Annotated in this window: 21 protein-coding genes and 3 pseudogenes; 11 read left to right on the top strand and 13 right to left on the bottom strand. The window is 70.9% G+C overall.

The genetic code is table 11. From position 1 onward, the window contains the following. The 4 genes and pseudogenes from ACI2L1_RS43380 to ACI2L1_RS43365 all read right to left on the bottom strand — a co-directional run. Positions 1-158: pseudogene (locus ACI2L1_RS43380) on the bottom strand (sulfate adenylyltransferase small subunit); the annotation flags it as partial. Next, positions 155-706, bottom strand: coding sequence for an adenylyl-sulfate kinase (gene cysC / locus ACI2L1_RS43375; RefSeq protein ID WP_404744994.1), 552 nt, complete (start codon positions 704-706; stop codon positions 155-157). The pseudogene ACI2L1_RS43380 and the gene cysC, both read right to left, overlap by 4 nt. 115 nt (positions 707-821) lie before the next feature. Further along, positions 822-1,634: a PaaX family transcriptional regulator C-terminal domain-containing protein gene (locus tag ACI2L1_RS43370; protein WP_404744993.1), complete on the bottom strand. Its 813-nt coding sequence runs from the start codon at positions 1,632-1,634 to the stop codon at positions 822-824. 15 nt (positions 1,635-1,649) lie between these two features. After that, a complete protein-coding gene (locus ACI2L1_RS43365; protein WP_404744996.1) occupies positions 1,650-3,242 on the bottom strand; it encodes an AMP-binding protein in 1,593 nt (530 codons plus the stop codon). 146 nt (positions 3,243-3,388) lie between these two features. Between ACI2L1_RS43365 and ACI2L1_RS43360 the strand changes: the two genes are divergently transcribed. Then, positions 3,389-4,516, top strand: coding sequence for an acyl-CoA dehydrogenase family protein (locus ACI2L1_RS43360; RefSeq protein ID WP_404744992.1), 1,128 nt, complete (start codon positions 3,389-3,391; stop codon positions 4,514-4,516). Continuing rightward, positions 4,513-4,911: a RidA family protein gene (locus tag ACI2L1_RS43355; RefSeq protein WP_404744991.1), complete on the top strand. Its 399-nt coding sequence runs from the start codon at positions 4,513-4,515 to the stop codon at positions 4,909-4,911. The genes ACI2L1_RS43360 and ACI2L1_RS43355 overlap by 4 nt, the downstream gene beginning before the upstream one ends. Before the next feature lie 184 nt (positions 4,912-5,095). Here the strand turns inward: ACI2L1_RS43355 and ACI2L1_RS43350 are convergent, their stop codons facing one another. Further along, on the bottom strand, positions 5,096-5,290 hold the full coding sequence (locus tag ACI2L1_RS43350) for a DUF5999 family protein (RefSeq protein ID WP_404744990.1): 195 nt from the start codon (positions 5,288-5,290) through the stop codon (positions 5,096-5,098). A gap of 490 nt (positions 5,291-5,780) precedes the next feature. Between ACI2L1_RS43350 and ACI2L1_RS43345 the strand changes: the two genes are divergently transcribed. Continuing rightward, positions 5,781-6,470 (top strand): M24 family metallopeptidase, encoded by a 690-nt coding sequence (locus ACI2L1_RS43345; RefSeq protein WP_404744989.1) that lies wholly within the window; start codon positions 5,781-5,783, stop codon positions 6,468-6,470. 48 nt (positions 6,471-6,518) lie between these two features. Next, positions 6,519-6,656, top strand: a pseudogene (locus ACI2L1_RS43340) (NAD(P)-dependent oxidoreductase); the annotation flags it as partial. Positions 6,657-6,712: 56 nt separating this feature from the next. On the opposite strand, the gene ACI2L1_RS43335 reads toward ACI2L1_RS43340, so the two are convergent. The 6 genes and pseudogenes from ACI2L1_RS43335 to ACI2L1_RS43310 form a co-directional block, all read right to left on the bottom strand. Continuing rightward, a complete protein-coding gene (locus ACI2L1_RS43335; protein ID WP_404744988.1) occupies positions 6,713-7,108 on the bottom strand; it encodes a molybdopterin-binding protein in 396 nt (131 codons plus the stop codon). A gap of 413 nt (positions 7,109-7,521) precedes the next feature. Further along, a complete protein-coding gene (locus ACI2L1_RS43330; protein ID WP_404744987.1) occupies positions 7,522-7,998 on the bottom strand; it encodes a hypothetical protein in 477 nt (158 codons plus the stop codon). A gap of 37 nt (positions 7,999-8,035) precedes the next feature. Continuing rightward, positions 8,036-8,428, bottom strand: a complete 393-nt coding sequence (locus ACI2L1_RS43325; protein WP_404744986.1) for an SCO5389 family protein — start codon at positions 8,426-8,428, stop codon at positions 8,036-8,038. 51 nt (positions 8,429-8,479) lie between these two features. Further along, positions 8,480-9,439 carry an adenylyl-sulfate kinase gene (locus ACI2L1_RS43320; RefSeq protein WP_404744985.1) on the bottom strand — a complete coding sequence of 320 codons (960 nt, stop codon included), beginning with the start codon at positions 9,437-9,439 and terminating at the stop codon, positions 8,480-8,482. A gap of 143 nt (positions 9,440-9,582) precedes the next feature. Beyond that, positions 9,583-9,845 (bottom strand): annotated as a pseudogene (locus ACI2L1_RS43315) (GTP-binding protein); the annotation flags it as partial. Positions 9,846-10,506: 661 nt separating this feature from the next. Next, positions 10,507-11,427: a 2-hydroxy-3-oxopropionate reductase gene (locus ACI2L1_RS43310; protein ID WP_404744995.1), complete on the bottom strand. Its 921-nt coding sequence runs from the start codon at positions 11,425-11,427 to the stop codon at positions 10,507-10,509. A gap of 209 nt (positions 11,428-11,636) precedes the next feature. Here ACI2L1_RS43310 and ACI2L1_RS43305 point away from each other — a divergent pair, with 209 nt between their 5' ends. The 7 genes from ACI2L1_RS43305 (at position 11,637) to ACI2L1_RS43275 (ending at position 20,143) form a co-directional block, all read left to right on the top strand. Beyond that, positions 11,637-13,079: an aldehyde dehydrogenase family protein gene (locus tag ACI2L1_RS43305; protein ID WP_404744984.1), complete on the top strand. Its 1,443-nt coding sequence runs from the start codon at positions 11,637-11,639 to the stop codon at positions 13,077-13,079. A 32-nt stretch (positions 13,080-13,111) separates the two neighbouring features. Continuing rightward, on the top strand, positions 13,112-15,076 hold the full coding sequence (iolD, locus tag ACI2L1_RS43300; protein ID WP_404744983.1) for a 3D-(3,5/4)-trihydroxycyclohexane-1,2-dione acylhydrolase (decyclizing): 1,965 nt from the start codon (positions 13,112-13,114) through the stop codon (positions 15,074-15,076). Further along, complete coding sequence (locus ACI2L1_RS43295) at positions 15,073-15,849, top strand: HpcH/HpaI aldolase/citrate lyase family protein (protein ID WP_404744982.1); 777 nt, start codon at positions 15,073-15,075, stop codon at positions 15,847-15,849. Before iolD ends, ACI2L1_RS43295 begins: the two co-directional genes overlap by 4 nt. 161 nt (positions 15,850-16,010) lie before the next feature. Beyond that, positions 16,011-17,228 (top strand): Gfo/Idh/MocA family protein, encoded by a 1,218-nt coding sequence (locus ACI2L1_RS43290; RefSeq protein ID WP_404744981.1) that lies wholly within the window; start codon positions 16,011-16,013, stop codon positions 17,226-17,228. Positions 17,229-17,232: 4 nt separating this feature from the next. Beyond that, complete coding sequence (locus ACI2L1_RS43285) at positions 17,233-18,180, top strand: NAD(P)-dependent oxidoreductase (protein ID WP_404744980.1); 948 nt, start codon at positions 17,233-17,235, stop codon at positions 18,178-18,180. Next, positions 18,177-19,064 carry a sugar phosphate isomerase/epimerase family protein gene (locus tag ACI2L1_RS43280; RefSeq protein WP_404744979.1) on the top strand — a complete coding sequence of 296 codons (888 nt, stop codon included), beginning with the start codon at positions 18,177-18,179 and terminating at the stop codon, positions 19,062-19,064. Before ACI2L1_RS43285 ends, ACI2L1_RS43280 begins: the two co-directional genes overlap by 4 nt. Positions 19,065-19,294: 230 nt before the next feature. Continuing rightward, a complete protein-coding gene (locus tag ACI2L1_RS43275) occupies positions 19,295-20,143 on the top strand; it encodes a sugar phosphate isomerase/epimerase family protein (RefSeq protein ID WP_404744978.1) in 849 nt (282 codons plus the stop codon). Positions 20,144-20,287: 144 nt separating this feature from the next. Here the strand turns inward: ACI2L1_RS43275 and ACI2L1_RS43270 are convergent, their stop codons facing one another. Together ACI2L1_RS43270 and ACI2L1_RS43265 are read right to left on the bottom strand one after the other, a co-directional pair. After that, a complete protein-coding gene (locus ACI2L1_RS43270) occupies positions 20,288-21,061 on the bottom strand; it encodes a GntR family transcriptional regulator (protein ID WP_404744977.1) in 774 nt (257 codons plus the stop codon). Between the two features lie 2 nt (positions 21,062-21,063). Beyond that, positions 21,064-21,849: aldehyde dehydrogenase family protein (locus ACI2L1_RS43265; RefSeq protein ID WP_404744976.1), on the bottom strand; the 786-nt coding region annotated here is incomplete at its 5' end.

Genomic DNA, 21,849 nt, shown 5'->3' with positions numbered 1-21,849 from the left:
GCGAGGTGCAGCATGACGATCGAGTCCTTGCCGCCGGAGAACAGGATCACCGGCCGCTCGAACTCACCCGCCACCTCACGGAAGATGTGCACCGCTTCCGATTCGAGGGCGTCCAGGTGGGACAGGGCGAAGGGCTCCGGGGGCGTCGCGGTGCTCACACCAGCCCCCGCTCCGCCAACACCGCGTACACGCTGTCCGCCGACTCCTGGGGCGTCTGGTCCTGCGTCTTGAGCACCAGCGAGGGGTCCGTCGGTTCCTCGTACGGGTCGTCGACGCCGGTCAGGCCGGTCAGCCGGCCCGCGGCCTGCCGGGCGTAGAGCCCCTTCACGTCCCGCTCGCTGCACACCTCGACCGGAGTCGCCACATGCACCTCGATGTACGGCGTCCCGCTCGCGTCGTGCCGCTTGCGGACGGCCTCGCGGCTGTCGGCGTACGGCGCGATCACCGGGACGACGGACAGCACGCCGTTGCGGGCGAGCACCTCCGAGACCAGGCCGATCCGCTGCACGTTCGTGTTGCGGTCCTCGCGGGAGAAGCCGAGGCCGGCGGAGAGGAAGCGGCGGATCTCGTCGCCGTCGAGGACCTCCACGCGGTGTCCCTCGGTCTTGAGTCTGTCCCCGAGGAGTCTGGCGATCGTGGTCTTGCCGGCACTCGGCAACCCGGTCAGCCAGACCGTGGCACCCTGAGCTCGTGGCGGGGTCGTCATGCGCAACAGTCCTCTTCCTTACCTATGAGCGACCCGAGGGACGGTAGGTAAGAACCTTGAGAAGAGGGACAGAGGAACCTGAGGGTTGTCTTAGTGACCGGTGATGTGTCCGGGATCACATACCGAGGAACGCGGCCCCCGCGTCCCGCAGCCGCGCGTGCAGCCCACGGAAGACCGCTGCCGCCCGCTCGCCCGGCCAGTCCTCCGGGAGCAGCGGGGCGGGTAGACCGGGGTCGGCGTATGGGAGATGGCGCCAGGAGTCGAGGGCGAGAAGGTAGTCGCGGTAGGCCTCCTCCGGCGGGGTGTCGGCCCGGTCCTCCCAGGCGTGCAGCACGCGCGCGTGGCGGTCCAGGAACGCCTCGTGCTCCTTGGCGATCGCGGCCAGGTCCCACCAGCGGGCTACCGCCTCGACGGTCGCCGCGAAGCCGAGGTGCTCGCCGCGGAAGAAGTCGACGTACGGATCGAGCCGCAACCGCTGGAGCGTGTGCCGGGCCTCCTCGTACAGCCGCGCGGGGGCGATCCACACCCCCGGGGCCGCCGTGCCGAAGCCGAGTCCGGCCAGTCGGGAGCGCAGCACGTGCCGCTTCTGCCGCTCCGACTCCGGCACCGAGAACACGGCGAGCACCCAGCCCTCGTCCTCGGGCGGCGTCACGGCGTAGATGCGCCGGTCGCCGTCGTCGAGCAGCTGGCGGGCGTCCGGCGACAGCTCGTAACCGGCAGCGCCCCGGGTCGTACGGGCCGGGAGGAGCAGTCCGCGCCGCTTGAGCCGGGACACCGACGAGCGTACGGAGGGGGCGTCCACGCCGACCGCGGACAGGAGCCGGATCAGCTCGGCGACGGGCACGGGGCCGGGTACGAAGCGGCCGTAGGCGCCGTAGAGCGTGACGATGAGAGACCGTGGTGCATGCTGGTCGGACACGTTGATCATCTTAGGTCTTGTGGATCACTGCTGGTCACCATCGGTACGGAGTCTGAACCGCTGGAGTTTGCCGGTCGCCGTGCGCGGCAGGGCGTCCATGAAGACGATCTCGCGCGGGCATTTGTAGGGAGCCAGTTCGGACTTGACGAAGGCGCGCAGGGCGCCGGCGTCCCGCTCGGCACCCTCCTTGAGGACGGCGTAGGCCACGACCACCTGTCCGCGTTCCTCGTCGGCCCGGCCCACCACGGCCACCTCGACCACGTCCGGGTGGCGCAGGAGCGCGTCCTCGACCTCGGGCCCGGCGATGTTGTACCCCGCCGAGATGATCATGTCGTCGGCGCGGGCCACATAGCGGAAGTAACCGTCGTTCTCGCGGATGTATGTGTCGCCGGTGATGTTCCAGCCCGCGTGCACGTACTCGCGCTGCCGTGGATCGGCGAGGTAGCGACAGCCGACGGGCCCGCGCACGGCGAGCAGCCCGGGTTCGCCGTCGGGCACCGGCTCGCCCGCGGCATCCTGCACGCGCGCGTGCCATCCGGGGACGGGGACCCCGGTGGTTCCGGGCCTGATGTGCTCGTCGGCCGCGGAGATGAAGATGTGCAGCAGCTCGGTGGCGCCGATGCCGTTGACGATCCGCAGCCCGGTCCGCCGGTGCCAGGCGTGCCAGGTGGCCGCGGGCAGGTTCTCGCCGGCGGAGACACACCGGCGCAGGGACGAGACGTCGTACGCGTCGAGTTCGTCGAGCATCGCGCGGTAGGCGGTGGGGGCGGTGAACAGGACGGAGACACGATGCTCGGCGATCGCGGGGAGCAGTTGCCTGGGGCCGGCCTGTTCGAGGAGGACGGAACTGGCGCCGGCGCGCATCGGGAAGATCACCAGACCGCCGAGACCGAAGGTGAAACCGAGCGGGGGGCTGCCGGCGAACACGTCGTCCACATGTGGTCGGAGCACATGCTTCGAGAAGGTGTCGGCTATCGCGAGCACATCCCGGTGGAAGTGCATACAGCCCTTGGGGTGCCCGGTGGTCCCGGAGGTGAAGGCGATCAGCGCCACGTCGTCGGCCGCGGTCTCGACGGCGGTGTACGGCGTCCCGGGCGCATCCCGGTTCAGGAGGTCGTCGGGGGCGTCGCCGCCGTACGTCGTGATCCTGAGGCCCGGTATCTCGGCCTTGGTGAGGTCGTCGACGGAGCGTATGTCGCACAGGGCGTGCTCTATGCGCGCGATCTCGCACATCGTGGCCAGCTCGTGCGGCCGCTGCTGGGCCAGCACGGTGACGGCGACCGCGCCCGCCTTCAGCACCGCCAGCCAGCAGGCCGCGAGCCAGGGGGTGGTCGGGCCGCGCAGCAGGACACGGTTTCCGGGAACGACTCCGAGGTCGCCGGTGAGGAGGTGCGCGAGCCGGTCGACGCGGGCGCGGAGTGTGCCGTACGTCCATGTGTCCCCGGAGGGGGTGTGGAACACCGGGCGGTCGTCGGGCGGGCCCGTCAGCAGTTCGACGGCGCAGTTCACCCGATCGGGGTAGCGCAGCTCCGGAAGGTCGAAGCGGAGCTCCGGCCACTGGTCGCGGGGCGGGAGGTGGTCGCGCGCGAAGGTGTCGACGTGGGCCGAGGCGTTCATGGCGGGTCGCCCCCTTGCCTTGTGGGCCGCGTGGGCCGCCTTGTGGGCGTCGATGGTGGGCTCGTACAAGGAGCGTATCGTGTTGGTGACGACAGTCAACGGCGCGCGATACTGTCGTAGGGCCCTGTCGAGAGAGGGGACCGGCAATGCCCGCATTCTCGCTCGAACCATCACAGACCGCCCGTTGTGCGGAGCTGCGCACCCTCGCCGCCGAACGGCTGCGCCCGCTCGCGGAGAAGGGCGAACCGGGCCATGTGAACCGCCCGCTGGTCGCCGAACTCGGCCAACTGGGCCTGCTGGAGCGGCTGTTCACCTCCGGCGCCCTCGATCTCTGCCTGATGCGGGAGTCCCTCGCCTACGCCTGCACCGAGGCGGAGACGGCCCTCGCCCTGCAGGGCCTCGGCGCCCACCCCGTCCACGCGTACGGCACCCCGGCCCAGCGGGAGCGCTGGCTGCCGGCGGTGAGCGAGGGCAGCGCGGTGGCCGCGTTCGCGCTGAGCGAGCCGGGGGCAGGGTCGGACGCGGCTGCGCTCTCTCTGGCCGCCGCTCCCGACGGCCCCTCCCGCTGGCGGCTCACCGGGGAGAAGTGCTGGATCTCCAACGCCCCCGAGGCCGACTTCCACACCGTCTTCGCCCGGACCACCCCCGGCGCCGGCGCCCGTGGCGTGACCGCGTTCCTGGTGCCCGCCGACCGCCCCGGACTCACCGGCACCGCCCTCGACATGCTCTCCCCGCACCCCATCGGCGCCCTCGCCTTCGACGCCGTACCGGTGAGCGTCGACGACGTCCTCGGCGAGGTCGACCGCGGCTTCCGCGTGGCCATGGGCACCCTCAACCTCTTCCGGCCCAGCGTCGGAGCTTTTGCGGTCGGCATGGCGCAGGCCGCGCTGGACGCGACCCTCACCCACACATCCCGACGAGACGCCTTCGGGGGCAAGTTGCGGGACCTGCAGTCCGTCGCCCACACGGTCGCCGAGATGGCCCTGCGCACGGACGCGGCCCGTCTCATGGTCTACGCGGCGGCGACGGCGTACGACGAAGGCGCCCCGGACGTGCCGAAGCGGGCCGCGATGGCGAAGCTGCTCGCCACCGAGACCGCGCAGTACGTCGTCGACTCCGCGGTCCAACTGCACGGCGCACGCGCCCTGCAACGCGGCCATCTGCTGGAGCACCTGTACCGGGAGGTGCGTGCCCCGCGTATCTACGAAGGGGCGAGCGAAGTCCAACGGGGCATCATCGCCAAGGAGTTGTACGCGGACCTGGAGGTCTCTTGAGCGCCGAGCGCATCAACCCGCCCGAACTGTCCCCGCCCACCGGCTTCTCGCACGCGGTCGTCGCCACCGGGTCCCGGGTGGTCTTCCTCGCGGGTCAGACTGCCCTCGACACCGACGGCAAGGTGGTGGGGGAGACCCTTCCCGAGCAGTTCGAGCGCGCGCTCACGAACCTGCTGACCGCTTTGCGAGCGGCCGGCGGCACGCCCGCGGACCTCGCCCGCGTCACCGTCTACGCCACCGACATCGTTGCGTACCGGGCCCATGTCCGCGAACTGGGCCGTATCTGGCGGGAGTTGGCGGGCCGCGACTATCCGGCCATGGCGGTCGTCGAGGTCGTACGACTGTGGGACGACCAGGCGGCGGTGGAACTCGACGGCTTCGCGGTGCTGCCCTAGCGTCGCGGAGTTCCCGGAGGCTCTCGGCCCGCGGGACGTCACGCCGGTCGAGAGCGGCTGCGGGCGGACCCGGACGGCGGGGGGCCCGTGCCCTGAGCGGCCGGTGCGGCTCGCGCTGGTCTCCGGCGAGGCCTTCGACGACTGTCCGCCGGAACGGCCCGGGAAGCCGATCGGCGCGGCCTGATCAGGCAGCGACGGCCAGCTGTCCGGTCCGCACGCGGTGCGGTGCGACGATCCGGCCGTCGGGCAGCAGTTCGCCGGAGTCGTCGAAGACGATCGCGCCGTTGCACAGCAGGTTCCAGCCCTGCTCGGGGTGGGCGGCGACGACGTGCGGGGCGATGCTGTCGGACAAAGTGCACGAAGACCGGTGAGAACACATGGCGCACCTCCACATTCGTAGGACCGTCCCTATGGGGTCCGTATCCGTATGGATAGACCATGCTCCCGTCGCGAACTCATCGGAACGGCCCGACATGAAGCGTGACAACACGCGGACAACTCTCGGACGGTTCCACGACGCTCGATGCGGACTCGCCACCGACGGAGTGACGACGGACATGGAGGCCTCCCGGGCAGGTGTTGAGGGCACACGACCTGTGGAGGCCGGATGTGGCAGGCGATCTCGAAGCGGGCGCGGGCCCCGGACTCATCGCCGTCGCGCGGCCCGGAGTGCCGACTCGCGCACCGCAGCACGGGAGCGGTGCCTGCGGCCGTCACCGGACACCGGCCAGGAATCTTCACGCTGGGAACGGGCGGGCCGGGCGGCCCGTGCTTGAGGCCGTCCAGGTGAGAGCGTGAGTGCGGACCGGGTTCGGACCGCCAGAAGAAATCCGTTGCCGGGAGCGATCCTGATGAATACGTTCGGCTTCATGGCGGATGACGAACCCACGCGCGCGGCAAAGCTGTTGGACGCCCAGGCGAAAGCCTCTCTGCTCTTCGCGGAGATCGAGAAGCGCGGGCTGGTCGCCCCCGGTGAGGGGGAGCGTGCGGTGAGCGATCGGGTCCGGGACCTGGCCAACGAACTGTTCGGTACGACCCGCCACTGGCACAAGCGGATCGTGCGCTCGGGGCCGAACACCCTCATGCCGTACCGGGAGAACCCGCCGGACCGGGTGATCGCCACAGACGACATCGTCTTCGCCGACTTCGGACCGATCTTCGAGGAGTACGAGGCCGACTTCGGCCGGACCTTCGTTTTCGGCGACGACCCGGTCAAGCACCGGCTCCGCGACGACCTGCCGAAGATCTTCGCGGCCGGTCGCAGCTTCTTCGAGGCCGAACCCGACATGACCGGCGCGCGGCTGTACGCCGAGGTCGAGCGGCTGGCAGCCAGGTCCGGCTGGAAGCTGGGCGGTTGGCACGCCGGGCACCTCGTCGGCGAGTTCCCGCACGAGTGGATCGACGGCGCCGACGTGGAGTCGTACATCACCCCCGCCAACGACACCCCACTGCGTCGCACCGACAAGGCCGGACGCCGCTGCCACTGGATCCTGGAGATCCATCTCATCGACGGCGAGCGGGAGTTCGGCGGTTTCTATGAGGAACTGCTCACCGTCTGACCTTGGAGAAGGCCGGGCACACGCTCGTCGTCACCTCGGCCAAGGACCATCGACCGAGCTCTGCGCAGCGGGCAGTTGGCGGGGTACGCCGGCGATGTCTGGCACCCGCAGCCCGCCCCCGCCGACCACCCCTGGCGCACCATGCCGCACCACGGCATGACCCCGTACATCTCCGGCTCCTCGATCGTGGACGGCGGCGCGCACTTCCTACTCGGCCACCAGGTGATGTGGGGAGGCCCCGCTCAGGCGCGGTCGATGTGCACGTTCGTCGACTTCACCCGGGCGGTGGCCTCCACCCCGACCTCCAGGCCGAGTTCCTCCACGGCTTCCCGGGTCAGCAGTGACACCAGTCGGTGCGGCCCGGCCTGGATCTCCACCTGGGCGGCGACGTCGCCGAGCTTCACAGCGGTGACGATGCCGGGGAACGCGTTGCGGACGGAGGTGTGGGAGACGCCCTCCTCACCGCCGTCGCCCTTGGCCAGCTCCACGGAGAACGCGGCAAGGTCCTTCCCGTCGATGAGCCGCTTCCCGCCCTGGTCCCGGTGCGTGGGCACCCGCCCGGCGTCCGCCCACCGCCGCGCGGTGTCGGGGCTCACGCCGAGCAGCCGCGCGGCCTGGCCGATTGTGTATGACTGCATACGCGCCAAGATAGGCGATCGGCGCCGCCCGAGAGCCTGCGGCCATTGGGCATACGACGATGCAGGTCATGGCCGCCCACAGCAGCGGCGAGTCCTCGATCGGGCCGTCGGTACGCCATCGGCCGAGCCGGTGCACCGAGTCGGGGTCCTCGTGGGCGGTGTCGACGGCGACGACCGCCTCCGCGAGCGGGCGCACGGACTCGGGCAGACCGGCGGGACGGTGGTCGGCAGGACCCAGCGGGTCGCGGTGGCCGGCTCGGCATCGTTGTGGATCACCGCCGTGGCCAGGCCGAGCGACTCGGCGAACCGCAGATCGCCGCCGCTCTCGCCGCCGATCAGCGCAACCCGCCGCGGCGCCGGCCAGATCCGTGCGCCCCGCTCCCCGTCGGCCCGCAGGGGAAGCGTCCCCAGCATCAGGTCCTTGGCCGACAGAGGAGGGTGCCGTCCTCGCTCTGCCCGTTCTCGACCGGCGCACCGCTGATCTGACCGACGTACATCAGTCGGCGGGCCCCCTTGCGGAGCACACCGCTCAGCCGGTCCCGGTCCCGGTCCAGATCGGTACGGCGGAACGCCTGCGCCAGGTCGGCGAGGGGCGGCTCCACGGAGCCCGCGTCGAGACGGGCCCGGACCAGGTCCGCAGTTGCGGATCCGAGGCGGGCGGCCCCAGGACCGAGCCGAGCCGAGCCGGTGTCCCGCGCCGGACACTCAGAGCTCCGCTGCCGTCGCAACGACGTCGGCGTGGTGGTCACCACATCGGCCAGGTCGGGGAGCCCAAGGGCTTCCGCGAGGGTCCGGGCGAGCCGGAGCTCGGCGCGGGATCGGCCGGCGCACCCGCCCCGAACGCCCGCCGCATCCCCGCGGCACTCCCGCCCGCGCCGCTCGTCGTGCACGCCCGTGTCCGCGGGGCCCGAGGCGCCGACGCGGGCCTCAGCAGTCGCGGAACTCCGGTGACTGGTTGAGGATCTGGGCGCGCAGGGAGGTGAAGCGGGCGTAGGTCTCGCCGGTGCGGGCCTCGGGCTGGAAGACGGCGACACGGTGGCAGTTCTGGAAGGCGAGGGCGACCCCGAAGTGCCGCTCAAGGCTGCCCCGGATCGCGTCGCTGGACAGCGCCCGCAGCAGCTGGCCGCGTTCCTTCTCGGAGGGCGGCGGGGTCTGGTTGTCCGCGAACTCGGCCGTGCCGGAACGGAGTTCGCCGGTCAGGCGGGCGACGAGGTCATAGGCGTACGGCAGGGACGTGCGGACCGTATCCACGAAGTCCTCCTCCCGTACCTTGCCGTTCTCGGCTTCGGCGAGCAGCTGCGGGGAGACGTCGAGCGACATGATGGGTGACCTGTTTCTGTTCTTGTGGATCTGTATGTGAAGAAGCGGGCGTCAGACGAGGGCGGCCGACGCCGCGGGACCGTGCCGGAACTCGGGGTCGACCTGGGCGGCGAGGTCCTGGCCCGTGGCCTTGTCGGCCCAGGCGGCGGCGTTGCGCAGGTGGAAGTCGACGGCGTGCTGCTGGAAGGCCGTCCAGTCCTTGGTACGGGCGTCCAGGGCCTCGCGCAGCCGCTCCAGCGTGCGGGTGTTGTGGGGCTCCAGCTCGCCGTGGTCGCGGCCCTGTTCGTGGGCGCGGACGAAGGAGGACTGCTCGCAGTGAGCGATGAGGTCCTCGCCGACCTGGGTGCGGAGGAATGCGAGGTCGTCCTCGCCGGTGACCTTGTTGCCGACCACCGCGACCGGGATCCCGAACTCGGCCGCGTGGTCACGGTACTGGCGGTAGACCGAGACGCTCTTGCGGGTCGGTTCGACGACCAGGAAGGTCATGTCGAAGCGGGTGAACAGGCCGGAGGCGAAGGCGTCGGCCCCGGCCGTCATGTCGACGACGACATACTCCCCGGGTCCGTCGACCAGGTGGTTGAGGTAGAGCTCGACAGCGCCGAGCTTCGAGTGGTAACAGGCCACGCCGAGATCGCTCTCGTCGAAGGCGCCCGTGACCATCAGCGGTACCCCGCCGACCTCCTGGACGTGATGGGCGTGGATCTCGTCGTCGCCCAGCAGCCGCAGCAGCCGTGAGCCGCGTCCGGGCGGGGTGGTCTTGACCATGGCGTCGCGGGACGGGATCCGTGGGTTCGTGCCCCGCAGATGGTCCTTGATCTCCCCGGTCCGCGCGCTGAGCGGGGGAGCGGCGAAGACCTCGTCCTCGTCGAGGCCGAGGGCGTACGCCAGGTGCTGGTTGATGTCGCCGTCGATGGCGACGACCGGCGAGCCCGAGCGCGCCAGATGACGGGAGAAGAGGGAGGCCAGCGTCGTCTTTCCGCTGCCGCCCTTGCCGACGAAGGCAACGCGCATCGCTAACCGCTCCTATTGGAAATGGATGTCATGATCATAGATTGGGGTGCGGGTGACGGGGTGTCAAATCGCCGAGCGCCGGGCGGGGTGGCGCGAACCGATGGGCCGTCATGCCGTGGCTGCGTCCACCGCCCGGCCGGGGCTCAGGTTCCCGCCAGGAGTGCGGGGTGCTCGTGCTCGCAGGTGTCGTCGATGCCGTACGTGTCCCGGGCGGGGAAAACGGGTCGCCGGGCGGCAGGCTCTCGCCGACCGCCGTGAGGCAGTCGGTCGGCGCCGCTCGCAGGGCGTCCGCGTGCAAGTCGTGCCGATGAGGCCCAGTTCCTGGGCGTGGGGGCCCTTAGGTGTCGCGGGCGACGGAGGGCTCGAAGCGGGCCACGGAGCCGACCTGCGACCACAGGCCGGTCAGCCGCCGGAGAGCTGTCCGGGACGTCGGCGGGCCAGGTCTTCGAGGCGGCCGAGGCCGGCCAGAGCGGTAGGACCTCCTGTGTCGCGGCGCCAGGATCTCCGCCGCGTCATGCTCGACGCGCTCTACAACGAGTTCGGATAGGGATACGTGCCCCACTGGCACCGCGACGCGGTGGACATCAGGGGCACGTACCTCGACGATCCGCGGCATCTGCCGCTCCTGGCCGTACACGCCGACGAGGTGGTCGCCGCGACGGGAGTGCGCTCGCGGGGGCTGCCTGCGACTTCATCACGGACACGCCCGGTGACGAGGGCATCCACCTCCGCACCACCGGCGACCACGGACCGGCGTCGACACGGTGCACTTCGAGATCCCGATGTGAACGGTGGACGACTGCGGCAGCCGTGGTGGGGGTGTCGCGCAGGTCGTAGGCCGCCAGTGTGCCGCGGCGGGAATCCGGGCATCAGATGTCCTGGAAGAGACCAGCCGGCCTTTTGACCCGCCTTGCTGGGCGGAGGCTCCGGGGCAGGCCGGTACCGGCCTGCCCCGGAGACCTCGCTTAGTGCACCGACTGTCTCAGACGCCGCTCGACCGCATCGGTGTGCGCGTCCCACGCCCCAAGCAGCGGATGCGGCTTGTCGGAGCGACCTGTGTGACGGGTTCAGTCGGTCCGTGCGAGACCGGAAAGGCGCTCAACGCCCCGCAGCAACGCGGAGTGATCCAGACCGCCGTCGCCGTTCGCCCGGCAGGACGAGAGGAGCTGGGCGACCAGGGAGCCCGCCGGCAGGACCGCGCCGATGTCACGGGCCGTGTCGGTGACGATGCCCAGGTCCTTGTGGTGGAGATCGATGCGGAAGCCGGGGGTGAAGTCCCGGTTCAGCATGGTCTCCTTCTTGCGGTTCAGGACGGTGGAACCGGCCAGGCCCCCGCCGAGGACCGTCAGGGCGGCCGGCAGGTCGGCGCCCGCCTTCTCCAGGAACACGACGGCCTCGGCCAGGGCCTGGATGTTGACGGCGACGACGAGCTGGTTCGCGGCCTTGACGGTCTGGCCGGCGCCGTGCGGGCCGACGTGCACGACGGTGGTGCCCAGGGCCCGGAAGAGGGGAGCCGCCTTCTTGAAGTCCGCGTCGTCGCCGCCGACCATGATGGACAGCGCGGCTTCGACGGCCCCCGCTTGTCCGCCGGAGACGGGCGCGTCGAGGACCCGTACGCCGTACTCGCGGCCCGCCTCGCCGAGCGCGGTGGCGGTGCGCGGGCTTATGGTGCTCATGTCGATCAACAGGGTTCCGGCCCGAACGTGTTCCAGTACGCCGCCCTCGCCGAGGACGACCTCGGTGACCTCGGCGTCCGCCGGGAGCATGGTGATGACGGCATCCGCGTCGACGACCGCCTCCGCGACGCTGCTCGCCGCATGACCGCCCGCCTCGACGAGACGGTCGACGGCCGCTCGGCTGCGGTTGTAGCCGGTGACCCGGTACCCCGCACGGACGAGGTTGGACGCCATCGGGCCGCCCATGATGCCGAGACCGATGAAGGCGACGGAGCGGAGCTCCTCGTGCGACGTGTCCGCGTTGCGATCCATGTTCCGCTCCCTGTTGCGATCCATGTTGCGACCGTAGGGCAGTGAGGTGACAGCTCTCCATGGCGATGGATAAATGATGGCGTCAATGATGGCGAAATGATTGATCTGAGGGCTTCGCAACCCTTTCTCGCGGACCTAGCGTTGCGGGCAAGTAAACGGCTTGGCCGTTGGCATGCCGTGTTCTGACGGCTTCCTGAAGGGAGAGGGCAATGGCGCCCGTGGAGTTGCTGATCGGTAGTCGCTGGCAGGCGGCCAAGGGAGACGGACAGACTCGGGAGGTCACGTCGCCGTTCGACGGTTCGACGGCGGGCACCGTGGCGCTCGCCGGAATCGATGACGTCGAGACGGCCCTCGTCGAGGCGGAGCGTGGCGCGGCGGTCTGGCGCCGTACGCCCGCACACGAGCGGATGCGCATCCTGCTGCGCGCCGCGGAGCTCGCCGACGAGCGGGCCTCGAAGATCGCGCAGACCATCAGCGCGGAGTCCGGCAAGACCATCACCGAGGCCACCGGTGAGGCGTCCCGCTCCGGTGACCTGATCCGGCTCGCCGCCTTCGAGGGGACCCAGCTCTACGGCGACACCCTCCCGCTCGACGCCAACCGCGGCACGGGACAGGACAAGATCGGCTTCACGCTGCGCCAGCCCTGCGGGATCGTCGTGGCGATCACGCCGTTCAACTACCCGGCGCTGCTGGTCCTGCACAAGCTCGCCCCGGCCCTGGCCGCGGGCAACGCGGTGATCCTCAAGCCGGCCACCACGACCCCGCTGACCGCCCTGGCACTCGCCGAGTGCTTCGTCGACGCGGGTCTGCCGGAAGGCGTGCTGTCCGTGCTCGTCGGCTCGGGCGGCGTGCTCGGCGACGCCCTCGTCACCGACCCCCGCGTCCGCAAGATCTCCTTCACCGGCTCGACGACCACCGGCGAGCACATCTCCCGGGTCGCCGGGGTGAAGAAGCTGTCCCTGGAGCTGGGCGCGTCCTGCCCGGTCGTCGTGCTGCCCGACGCCGACATCGAGGCCGCGGCGAGCGCGGTGGCCGCAGGCGGCTACGTCAACGCGGGCCAGGTCTGCATCTCCGTCCAGCGGGTGATCACGCACCCCGCGGTGACCGGCGACTTCCTGGACGCCCTCGTCCCCAAGGTCCAGGCCATCCGGACCGGCAACCCCGCCTCCCCTGACACCACGATGGGCGCCCTCATCACGGCCAAGGAGGCGGAGCGCGTCGAGCGGGCCATCGCCCAGGCCACTGCGGACGGGGCGCGTGTCCTGACCGGCGGTGAGCGCGACGGCGCCGTGGTGCAGCCGGCCGTCGTGGCCGACGTCGACCCCCAGTCCGCCTTCAGCCAGACGGAGTTGTTCGGCCCCGCCGTCGCCGTGAGCTCGGCCGCCGACTGGGAGTCCGCCATCGCCCAGGCCAACGGCACCGCCTACGGCCTCGGCGCCGGCATCTTCACCTCCGACGTCGCCGGCGCGGTCCGGGCCATCCGGGAGATCGACGCCGGTTCCGTCCACATCAACTGGACCCCCCTGTGGCGCGCTGACCTGATGCCGTACGGCGGCCTCAAGGGCAGCGGCTACGGCAAGGAAGGCCCCCGCGCCGCGGTCAGCGAGATGACCGAGGTCAAGACCATCGTTCTGCACGGCCGTCCCTGGTGACTGCGCCCGTACCCCCTATCAGGAGCCGACTCATGACTGACCGGACGCAACAGCGCACGGTGCGCCTCACCGTTGCCCAGGCCGTCGTTACCTACCTCTCCCGCCAGTACTCCGTGGCCGACGGCCGCCGCCGCCGCCTCATTCCGGCCGCGCTCGGCATCTTCGGCCACGGCAATGTGGCCGGCCTCGGCCAGGCCCTCGACCAGCTCAGCGACGAACTCCCCTTCATCCAGGGGCGTAACGAGCAGGCCCTCGTCCACATCGCGACCGCCTACGGCAAGGCGACGCGCAGGCACTCCACCCTCGCCGTGACCGCCTCCATCGGGCCCGGCGCCCTGAACATGGTGACCGGCGCGGGCCTCGCCACCGTCAACCGGCTGCCCGTCCTGCTGCTGCCGGGCGACACCTACGCGACCCGCCACCAGGGTCCCGTGCTCCAGCAGTTGCAGCACCCCATCGAGGCCGACACCTCGGTCAACGACGCCTTCCGGCCGGTCTCCCGCTTCTTCGACCGCATCACCCGGCCCGAGCAGCTGCTGACCGCGCTGCCCGCGGCGATGCGGGCGCTGACCGACGTGGACACCGGCGCGGTCGTCGTCTCCCTGCCGCAGGACATCCAGTCCCACGCGTACGACTACCCGGTGGAGTTCTTCGCCGAGCGTGACTGGACGATCCGCCGCCCGGCGCCGGACGCCGACGAGGTCGCGGCGGTGGCGCGGATGCTCGCCGAGGCGGAGAAGCCGCTGATCATCGCCGGTGGCGGGGTCGTGTACTCCGGTGCCACCGAGGAGTTGGAGGCACTGGCCGACGCGGCCGGCATCCCCGTCTCGGAGACGTTCGCCGGCAAGGGCGCGGTGCAGCAGCGGGCCTGGTGGGGGCTGGGCGGTATCGGCCTCGAAGGCACCCAGGCCGTCAACGCCCTTGCCCGGGAAGCCGACTTCGTGCTCACCGTGGGCTCGCGCCTGACGGACTTCGCGACCGCCTCGCACTCGATCTTCGAGAACCCGGACGTGCGCTTCGCGAGCATCAACGTCAACGTGCACGACGCGGACCGCCTCGGCGCCACCGGCATCGTCGCCGACGCCAAGCGGGCGCTCGCCGCGCTGACCGACGCCGTACGCGCGAACGGCACCACCACGTCCGCCAGTTGGCAGGAGAAGGTGCGCGAGCTGGACGCCCAGTGGCAGGAGCTGCGGGCAGCCTCCCTCGACCCGGACACCCCCTTCGACTTCGCCTCGCTGCCCGATGACACCGACGTCGTGAGCGACACCGACGCGCTGCTCACCCAGGGCCAGTTGATCGGTCTGCTGCAGGAGCACGCGCAGTCCGGCGACACGATCATCGCCGCCGCCGGCGGTCCGCCCGGAGACCTGCAGAAGGTGTGGGACGCCACCGAAGGCCGCCTCGCGCACCTGGAGTTCGGCTTCTCCTGCATGGGCTACGAACTGCCCGCCGCGATCGGTGTCCGCCTCGCCGAGCCGGACGCGTCGAAGCGGGTGCTGTCCCTGCTGGGCGACGGCACCTTCCTCATGGCGCCGACCGAGCTGGTCACAGCCGCCCAGGAACGGCTCCCGCTCACCATCGTGATCCCTGAGAACCACGGGTACCAGGTCATCCACCGCCTCCAGATGTTCCGCAACGGCCGGGAGTTCGGCAACGAGTTCCGGTACCGGGACGGCAGCCTGGAGATCGGTTCCCAGAAGCCCGCCCGGCTGGAGGGCGACTACCTCCAGATCGACCTCGTCAAGACGGCGGAGGGCCTCGGCGCCCGCGCGATCCACGCCACCACCGCCGACGAGGTGCGGGCCGCCCTGGCCGACACCCGGGACCACGACGGGCCCGTCGTCCTCGTCGTCCCCGTGATCCCGCACGCCGACCTCCCCGGTGCGGGCGTGTGGTGGGACGTGGCTCCGGCAGAGGTCTCCGAGCAGGAGACGGTCGCCCAGCTGCGCCGTGAGTACGAAGAAGGTCTGGCTTCCCAGAGGTGGTACGGATGACTCGCTCGATCCTGGATCAAGGCCGACTGCGAGCCAAACTCGCGGCCGGCGAGCCCACGGTGGGCACCTTCATCGGCAGCGCCTCCCCGGTCACGGCCGAGGTGTGCGCCGCCGCCGGTGTGGACTGGGTGCTGCTCGACCTCGAACACGGCGCCGGGGGGGAGGAGCAGGTCCGTACGACCGTCCCGGCCGCGGCCGCGTACGGCGTGCCGACCGTCGTACGCGTCGAGTCCGCCGCCCGTATCCGCATCGGCCGCGTCCTCGACCTGGGCGTGGCGGGCGTCATGCTGCCCCGCCTCGACACGGCGGCCGAAGTGCGCGAAGCCCTACGGCACCTGAGGTACCCGCCCGCGGGCGACCGCGGTGTGGCCACCTACAACCGGGCCTGCCGATTCGGACTCGACCCGGCGGCGCTGGACCGGGAGGGCGAGATCCTCGGCGTGGTCCAGATCGAGTCGGTGAGCGCGCTGGGCGAGGTCGAGGAGATCGCGGCGATGGACGGCGTCGACGTGCTGTTCGTCGGCCCCCGCGACCTCAGCCATGACCTCGGCGTGCCGGGCGACCTGGCCGCCCCCGTCTACCGGGAGGCCCTGGAGCGCGTCCGCAAGGCCGCCGCCGCCCAGGGCAAGGCCTGCGGCCTGCTCGTATCGGACGGTGCGGCCGCCGCCGCGAAGCTCGCCGAGGGGTGGACGTTCGTCGGTATCGGCTCGGATGCCACGTTGCTCGCCGGCGCGGTGTCGGCGGCGGTGGGGGAGGCGCGGGCTCAACGTTGAGCTCCGCTTTGGGTGCCGCGAGGTGTTGTCGGTCGGCTGCGGCGCCATTGTGGCTGGTCGCTCCCCCATCGCGGCGGAGCCGCATGAAGACACGGCCCCGCGCCCCTTCGGGCGCGGCCGACGTCACCCCGATTCGCTCAGTAGGTTCGTAGGAGAAACCCATGACCGCTTCCACCCCCGCCCCCGCACGCGAGATAGGCGTCGGGCTCATCAGCGTCGGCTGGATGGGCAAGCTGCACAGCCGTGCCTACCAGGCGCTGCCCTCCGTCTATCCCGAGCTGGGCATCAAGCCCCGCCTCGTGCACGCCGCCGACACGGCCGAGGACCGCGCCGCCTACGCCCGTGACGTCCTCGGCTACGAGAAGGCCTCGACCGACTACCGTGCCGTCCTCGACGACCCGGACGTCGAGGTCGTCTCGATCTGCGCGCCGAACCTTCTCCACCACGAGATCGGCATCGCCGCCGCCAAGGCCGGCAAGCCGTTCTGGATCGAGAAGCCCGTCGGACGGAGCGCGGAGGAGACCGCCGAGGTCGCCGCCGCGGCCCGTGCCGCCGGAGTGGTCACCTCCATCGGCTACAACTACCGGCACGCCCCCGCCGTCGAGCGGGCCCGGCAGCTCATCGCCGAAGGCAGGATCGGCCGTATCACCAACGTGCGTGCCACGTTCTTCTCCGGCTACGCCTCCGAGCCCAAGGGCGCCCTGTCCTGGCGCTTCAAGCGGGACCTGGCCGGACACGGCGCGCTCGGCGACCTGATGAGCCACGTCGTGGACCTCGTCAGCTATGTCGTGGCCCCGATCGACGAGGTCTCCGCCCTCACCAGCACCGTGTACACCGAGCGCCCGCTGCTGCCCATGGGCTCGGGCACGCACTTCGCGGTGATCGAGGACGGCGAGATGGCGGAGGTCGAGAACGACGACTACACCGCCGCCCTCGTCCGCTTCAGCGGGGGAGCCGTCGGCACGCTGGAGGCGTCCCGCGTCATCGTCGGCCCCCAGTGCGGCATCGGCTTCGAGATCTACGGCACCGACGGCTCGGTCACCTGGAATTTCGAGCGCATGAACGAACTGCGCGTCGCCCTCGACCGCAGCGGCCCCCACCAGGGCTACACCACGGTGCTCGGCAACGGCCACATGGGCGACTACGCCAGCTTCCAGCCCGGCCCTGGCAATAGCATGGGCTACGACGACCTGAAGGTGATCGAGGCCAAGAAGTTCCTGGCCGCCGTGGCCGGCGTCGAGCACAACAACTCGACGATCGAGGACGCGCACGCCGTCGCCGAGGTGATCGCGGCCGCCGCGGCCTCCGCGGAGAGCGGTTCGTGGCAGCCGGTGCCGGCAGTGGACGGCGCGAACTTCGGTCACCCGGTACGGAGCTGATCGTATGAGCGAGCATGTCGTAGTGGCCCTCGGCCCTGTCGACGCCGACACGGTGACCCCCGTCCTCGGCGAGCGGGTCACCTTCGTGACCGACCCCACGCCCGACGACCTCGCGGTCGCCGAGGGCGCCATCGTCCGAGCGGACCGGCACGTCGACGCGGACCTCCTCGCGCGGATGCCGCGGCTGCGGGTCATCGCCCGTACCGGAGTGGGCGTCGACCTGGTCGACGTGGCGACGGCCTCGGCCCGCGGGATCCCCGTCGTCGTCACCCCGAACAGCGGCAGCCGGGCCGTGGCCGAGGGTGTCCTCGCCATGGCGCTGCATCTCACCAAGCAGCTGAATCCGCTGACCGAGCTGGTGCGGGACGGCAGCTGGGCCGAGCGGAGCACCATACCCGTAGGCGACCTGGACGGCGCCACCATGGGCATCGTCGGCTACGGCCGCATCGGCCGCCGGGTCGGCGAACTCGCCGCGGCGTTCGGGATGCGGACCCTCGCCTACGACCCGTTCACCCCGCCTCCGGCCGAGTTCGCCCGCGCCGACCTGGGCGAACTCGCCGAGTCGAGCGACGTGCTCACGCTCCACGCCCCGCTCACCGAGGGCACCCGGCACCTCGTGAACGAAGAGCTGCTGGCCCGCGTGAAGCCGGGCGCGATCCTCGTCAACTGCGGCCGGGGCGGTCTGCTCGACCTCGACGCCACCCTGGCCGCCCTGGAGACGGGCCGGCTGTCCGGTGTCGGCCTGGACGTGTTCGATCCCGAGCCGGCCCTCTACCACCCGCTCTTCGACCACCCGAACGTCGTCCTCACCCCGCACCTGATGGGCATGACACGCCGGGCGATGACGCTGACCTTCGTCGACGCGGCGCGTGGCGTCGCGGACGTCCTCGCGGGCCGCCCGCCTGTCGCGGTCGCCGACCCCGACTACAACCTCCGAAAGGCCACGGCATGACCACCTCACCGCTGAACAGGATCGCCGGCGCGCCCATCTCCTGGGGTGTGTGCGAAGTGCCCGGCTGGGGCTACCAGTTGACGCCCGAGCGGGTACTGAAGGAGATGCGCGAGGTCGGCCTGGCCGCCACCGAGCTCGGCCCCGAGGGCTTCCTGCCCGCGGAGCCGGACGCCATGGCCCAGGTCCTCTCCCACCACGACCTGCACGCCGTCGGCGGCTTCACCCCGCTGCTGCTGCACGTGCCGGGCCACGACCCGCTGCCCGAGACGGAACAGCTCCTGGAGAGCTACGCCGCCTCGAACGCGGAGGTCCTCGTCCTGTCGGCGATCACCGGGCAGGACGGCTACGACTCCCGGCCCGAGCTCGACGCCGATGGCTGGAAGCTGCTGCTGTCCAACCTCGACCGGCTGACGGCGCTGGCCGCCGAACGCGGCGTACGGGCCGTGCTGCACCCGCACGTCGGGACGATGATCGAGAACGGGGAGGAGGTCCGCCGCGTCCTGGAGGACTCGTCGATCTCCCTCTGCCTCGACACCGGGCACCTGCTCATCGGCGGCACCGACCCCGCCGAACTGACCCGGCAGGCCCCCGAGCGCATCGCCCACACCCATATGAAGGACGTGGACGCCGCCCTCGCCGCCAAGGTCCAGTCCGGCCGGCTCACCTACACCGAAGCCGTGCGCGGAGGCATGTACCGCCCGCTCGGCGCCGGCGACGTCGACGTCGAGGCCATCGTCACCCACCTCAGCGCCCGCGGATACGACGGCTGGTACGTCCTCGAACAGGACACCATCCTCATCGAGGAACCCAAGGCCAAGGGGCCGGTCGAGGACGTGTGGGCAAGCGCCGAACATCTGCGCTCGGTGCTGCGCGCCACCGTCTGAGGGGTATACAAGCCATCTCCCCCGGGAGGGCGGGGACTGCCCACCGCACGGGCAGTCCCCGCCCTTCGTAGATCCTTTGCCGGAAGACCTGGATGATGTGTTCTTGATGGTTTCCCGGGGAATCGGTCGGCATGTGTGTCGCGCCGAAAAAGTCCGTGGCGACTTGGCGCTGGTTCTTATAATTGAACTCACCCATTCCGAAGTCACGGGAATATCGGGGGTTGTAACAAATGACGACTGAGGATTTGCTGGCGACTTGCTGGACAACCGCAGGCGACGCCACGCCCGGCAGCGACGACGAGCGCAGCCCGTTGAGCCTGCGGGAACGGGCGGAAGCCGCGAGCGCGGCCGGGTTCACGGGCTTCGGACTGTTGTACCCGGACCTGGTCGAGGCCGAGCGTACGTACGGGCTCGCGGGCATCCGGTCCATTTTCGAGGACAACGGAATCCGCCACGTCGAGCTGGAGTTCATCACGGACTGGTGGAACGGCGGTTCCCCGCACACCTCAAGAGGCGCCGCCCGCCGCTACGTCCTGACGGCCGCCGAGACGCTTGGCGCACGCCACATCAAGGTCGGACCCGATGTCAAAGACCGACCGTGGGACCTCGGTGTCTGGGCCAAGGAGTTCGCCGCACTGGCGGCACAGGCCGACGACGTGGGCGCCCGGCTCGGGGTCGAGTTCCTGCCCTGGTCCAACCTCAAAACCGTGCACGACGGTCTCCGGCTCGTCGAGGAGGCCGGGCACCCGGCGGGCGGCCTCATCATCGATGTCTGGCATACCGAGCGCGCCGGCACCGCCCCCGCCGAGCTGGCGAAGGTACCCGGGTCCCGCATCGTTGGTGTGGAACTCGACGACGCCGACGACCAGGTCGTCGGCACCCTCTTCGAAGACACCATCCGGCGCCGTCGCCTGTGCGGGGAGGGCTCCTTCGACCTGCCGGGCATCATCGCCGCGCTCCGTGCGGCCGGCTGGTCCGGCCCCTGGGGTGTGGAGATCCTCTCCGATGCGCACCGCGCGCTGCCGGTGCGGGAGGCCGCGGAGGCGGCGTACCGAAGCGCCGCGGCGCTTCTGGGATAAAAGCCGCAGGGGTGGTGGGGACGAAACCACGGTCGTCCTCACCACCCCTGTTTCCTGTCCCCGGCACTGGCGAACCGTTCCCCATCACGGGCGAACGGACAGGGCGCACGGGCGAGTGGCCAAGGCCCTGTCTACACAAAGGCCCTATCTGCACGTGAGCAGGTGGAACTCGAACGCGTACCGCTCGGCGTGGTACAGATGCGCGCCGTACTCCACGGCCTCCCCGCTGGCGTCGTACGCCGTCCGCCGCATGGTGAGCAGTGCCGCACCCTTGGCCTCCCCGAGGTACTCGCCCTCCTCGGCGGTCGCCGTCTGGGCGCCGATCGCCTGGTGGGCGCTGTGCAGGCTGATACCGGCCGCCCGCAGCAGCCGGTACAGTCCCGTGGCCTCCAGCAGCTCCGTGTCGACGTCCAGCAGCAGGTCGGCGGGCAGATAGTTGCGCAGGAGCGCCACGGGCACACCGTCGGCATATCGGATCCGCTCCAGCCTGACGACGCTGTGGTCCTCCCTGACACCGAGGGCTTCGGCGACTTCGGCGGACGCCGGAACGACGTCGTTGCGCACCACCCGCGTACTCGGATCCTGTCCGGCCTTCTCCAGATCGTCGTAGAGGCTGCTGAGCTCCAACTGGCGCTTGAACTTGTTGTGCACGACCTGCGTGCCGACTCCGCGTTGACGCACCAGCAGCCCCTTGTCCACCAGCGTCCTGATGCCCTGCCGGACGGTCGGCCGGGACAGGCCGAGCCGTTCGGCGAGGTCGATCTCGTTGCCGAGCAGGGCGCCCGGGAGGAGCAGGCCACGCTCGATGGCCTGCTCCAGTTGTTGGGCGAACTGGTAGTAGAGCGGTATCGGGCTCTTGCGGTCGATGGCGATGTCCAGCGCCGCCGTACCGCTGACGGCTTTCCGAGACCGGGGCATGGTCAGTGGTTGCGGGGGAAGCCCAGGTCCACGCCGGTCGGGGCGTCGGCGGGGTCGGGCCAGCGGGTGGTGACGACCTTGCCGCGGGTGTAGAAGTGGGTGCCGTCGTTGCCGTAGATGTGGTGGTCGCCGAAGAGCGAGTCCTTCCAGCCTCCGAAGGAGTGGTAGCCGACGGGGACCGGGATCGGGACGTTCACGCCGACCATGCCGGCCTCGACCTCCAGCTGGAAGCGGCGGGCGGCGCCGCCGTCCCGGGTGAAGATCGCGGTGCCGTTGCCGAAGGGGGAGGCGTTGATCAGCGCCAGGCCCTCCTCGTAGGTGCCGACGCGCAGGACGGTCAGGACGGGGCCGAAGATCTCGTCCTGGTAGGCCTTGGCGGTGGTGGGGACCTTGTCGAGGAGGGAGATGCCGATCCAGTGGCCGTCCTCGAAGCCCTCGACGGTGAAGCCGGAGCCGTCCAGGACGACCTCGCAGCCCTCGGCGGCCGCGCCGGTGACGTAGGAGGCCACCTTGTCGCGGTGCACCTTGGTGATGAGGGGGCCCATCTCGGAGGTGGGGTCGTTGCCGGGCCCGATCTTGATCTTCTCGGCGCGCTCGCGGATCTTGTCGACCAGCGTGTCGCCGATGGCGCCGACGGCGACGACGGCGGAGATGGCCATGCAGCGCTCGCCCGCGGAGCCGTAGGCGGCGGAGACGGCGGCGTCGGCGGCGGCGTCCAGGTCGGCGTCCGGGAGGACCAGCATGTGGTTCTTGGCGCCGCCCAGGGCCTGGACGCGCTTGCCGTTGGC

Source organism: Streptomyces sp. NPDC019531 (assembly GCF_044903305.1).
Taxonomy (GTDB): Bacteria; Actinomycetota; Actinomycetes; order Streptomycetales; family Streptomycetaceae; genus Streptomyces.
This window is presented reverse-complemented; position numbering and strand designations above follow the sequence as displayed.

What these genes read in the sequence shown, in the direction of transcription:
- ACI2L1_RS43360 (WP_404744992.1), top strand. Translation starts at nt 3,389, where the DNA reads ATGCCCGCATTCTCGCTCGAACCATCACAGACCGCCCGTTGTGCGGAG.
- ACI2L1_RS43335 (WP_404744988.1), bottom strand. Translation starts at nt 7,108, where the DNA reads ATGCAGTCATACACAATCGGCCAGGCCGCGCGGCTGCTCGGCGTGAGC.
- iolD (WP_404744983.1), top strand. Translation starts at nt 13,112, where the DNA reads ATGACTGACCGGACGCAACAGCGCACGGTGCGCCTCACCGTTGCCCAG.
- ACI2L1_RS43365 (WP_404744996.1), bottom strand. Translation starts at nt 3,242, where the DNA reads ATGAACGCCTCGGCCCACGTCGACACCTTCGCGCGCGACCACCTCCCG.
- ACI2L1_RS43305 (WP_404744984.1), top strand. Translation starts at nt 11,637, where the DNA reads ATGGCGCCCGTGGAGTTGCTGATCGGTAGTCGCTGGCAGGCGGCCAAG.
- ACI2L1_RS43290 (WP_404744981.1), top strand. Translation starts at nt 16,011, where the DNA reads ATGACCGCTTCCACCCCCGCCCCCGCACGCGAGATAGGCGTCGGGCTC.
- ACI2L1_RS43275 (WP_404744978.1), top strand. Translation starts at nt 19,295, where the DNA reads ATGACGACTGAGGATTTGCTGGCGACTTGCTGGACAACCGCAGGCGAC.
- ACI2L1_RS43325 (WP_404744986.1), bottom strand. Translation starts at nt 8,428, where the DNA reads ATGTCGCTCGACGTCTCCCCGCAGCTGCTCGCCGAAGCCGAGAACGGC.
- ACI2L1_RS43270 (WP_404744977.1), bottom strand. Translation starts at nt 21,061, where the DNA reads ATGCCCCGGTCTCGGAAAGCCGTCAGCGGTACGGCGGCGCTGGACATC.
- ACI2L1_RS43310 (WP_404744995.1), bottom strand. Translation starts at nt 11,427, where the DNA reads ATGGATCGCAACGCGGACACGTCGCACGAGGAGCTCCGCTCCGTCGCC.
- ACI2L1_RS43345 (WP_404744989.1), top strand. Translation starts at nt 5,781, where the DNA reads ATGGCGGATGACGAACCCACGCGCGCGGCAAAGCTGTTGGACGCCCAG.
- ACI2L1_RS43350 (WP_404744990.1), bottom strand. Translation starts at nt 5,290, where the DNA reads ATGTGTTCTCACCGGTCTTCGTGCACTTTGTCCGACAGCATCGCCCCG.
- ACI2L1_RS43280 (WP_404744979.1), top strand. Translation starts at nt 18,177, where the DNA reads ATGACCACCTCACCGCTGAACAGGATCGCCGGCGCGCCCATCTCCTGG.
- ACI2L1_RS43370 (WP_404744993.1), bottom strand. Translation starts at nt 1,634, where the DNA reads ATGATCAACGTGTCCGACCAGCATGCACCACGGTCTCTCATCGTCACG.
- ACI2L1_RS43320 (WP_404744985.1), bottom strand. Translation starts at nt 9,439, where the DNA reads ATGCGCGTTGCCTTCGTCGGCAAGGGCGGCAGCGGAAAGACGACGCTG.
- ACI2L1_RS43295 (WP_404744982.1), top strand. Translation starts at nt 15,073, where the DNA reads ATGACTCGCTCGATCCTGGATCAAGGCCGACTGCGAGCCAAACTCGCG.
- ACI2L1_RS43285 (WP_404744980.1), top strand. Translation starts at nt 17,233, where the DNA reads ATGAGCGAGCATGTCGTAGTGGCCCTCGGCCCTGTCGACGCCGACACG.
- cysC (WP_404744994.1), bottom strand. Translation starts at nt 706, where the DNA reads ATGACGACCCCGCCACGAGCTCAGGGTGCCACGGTCTGGCTGACCGGG.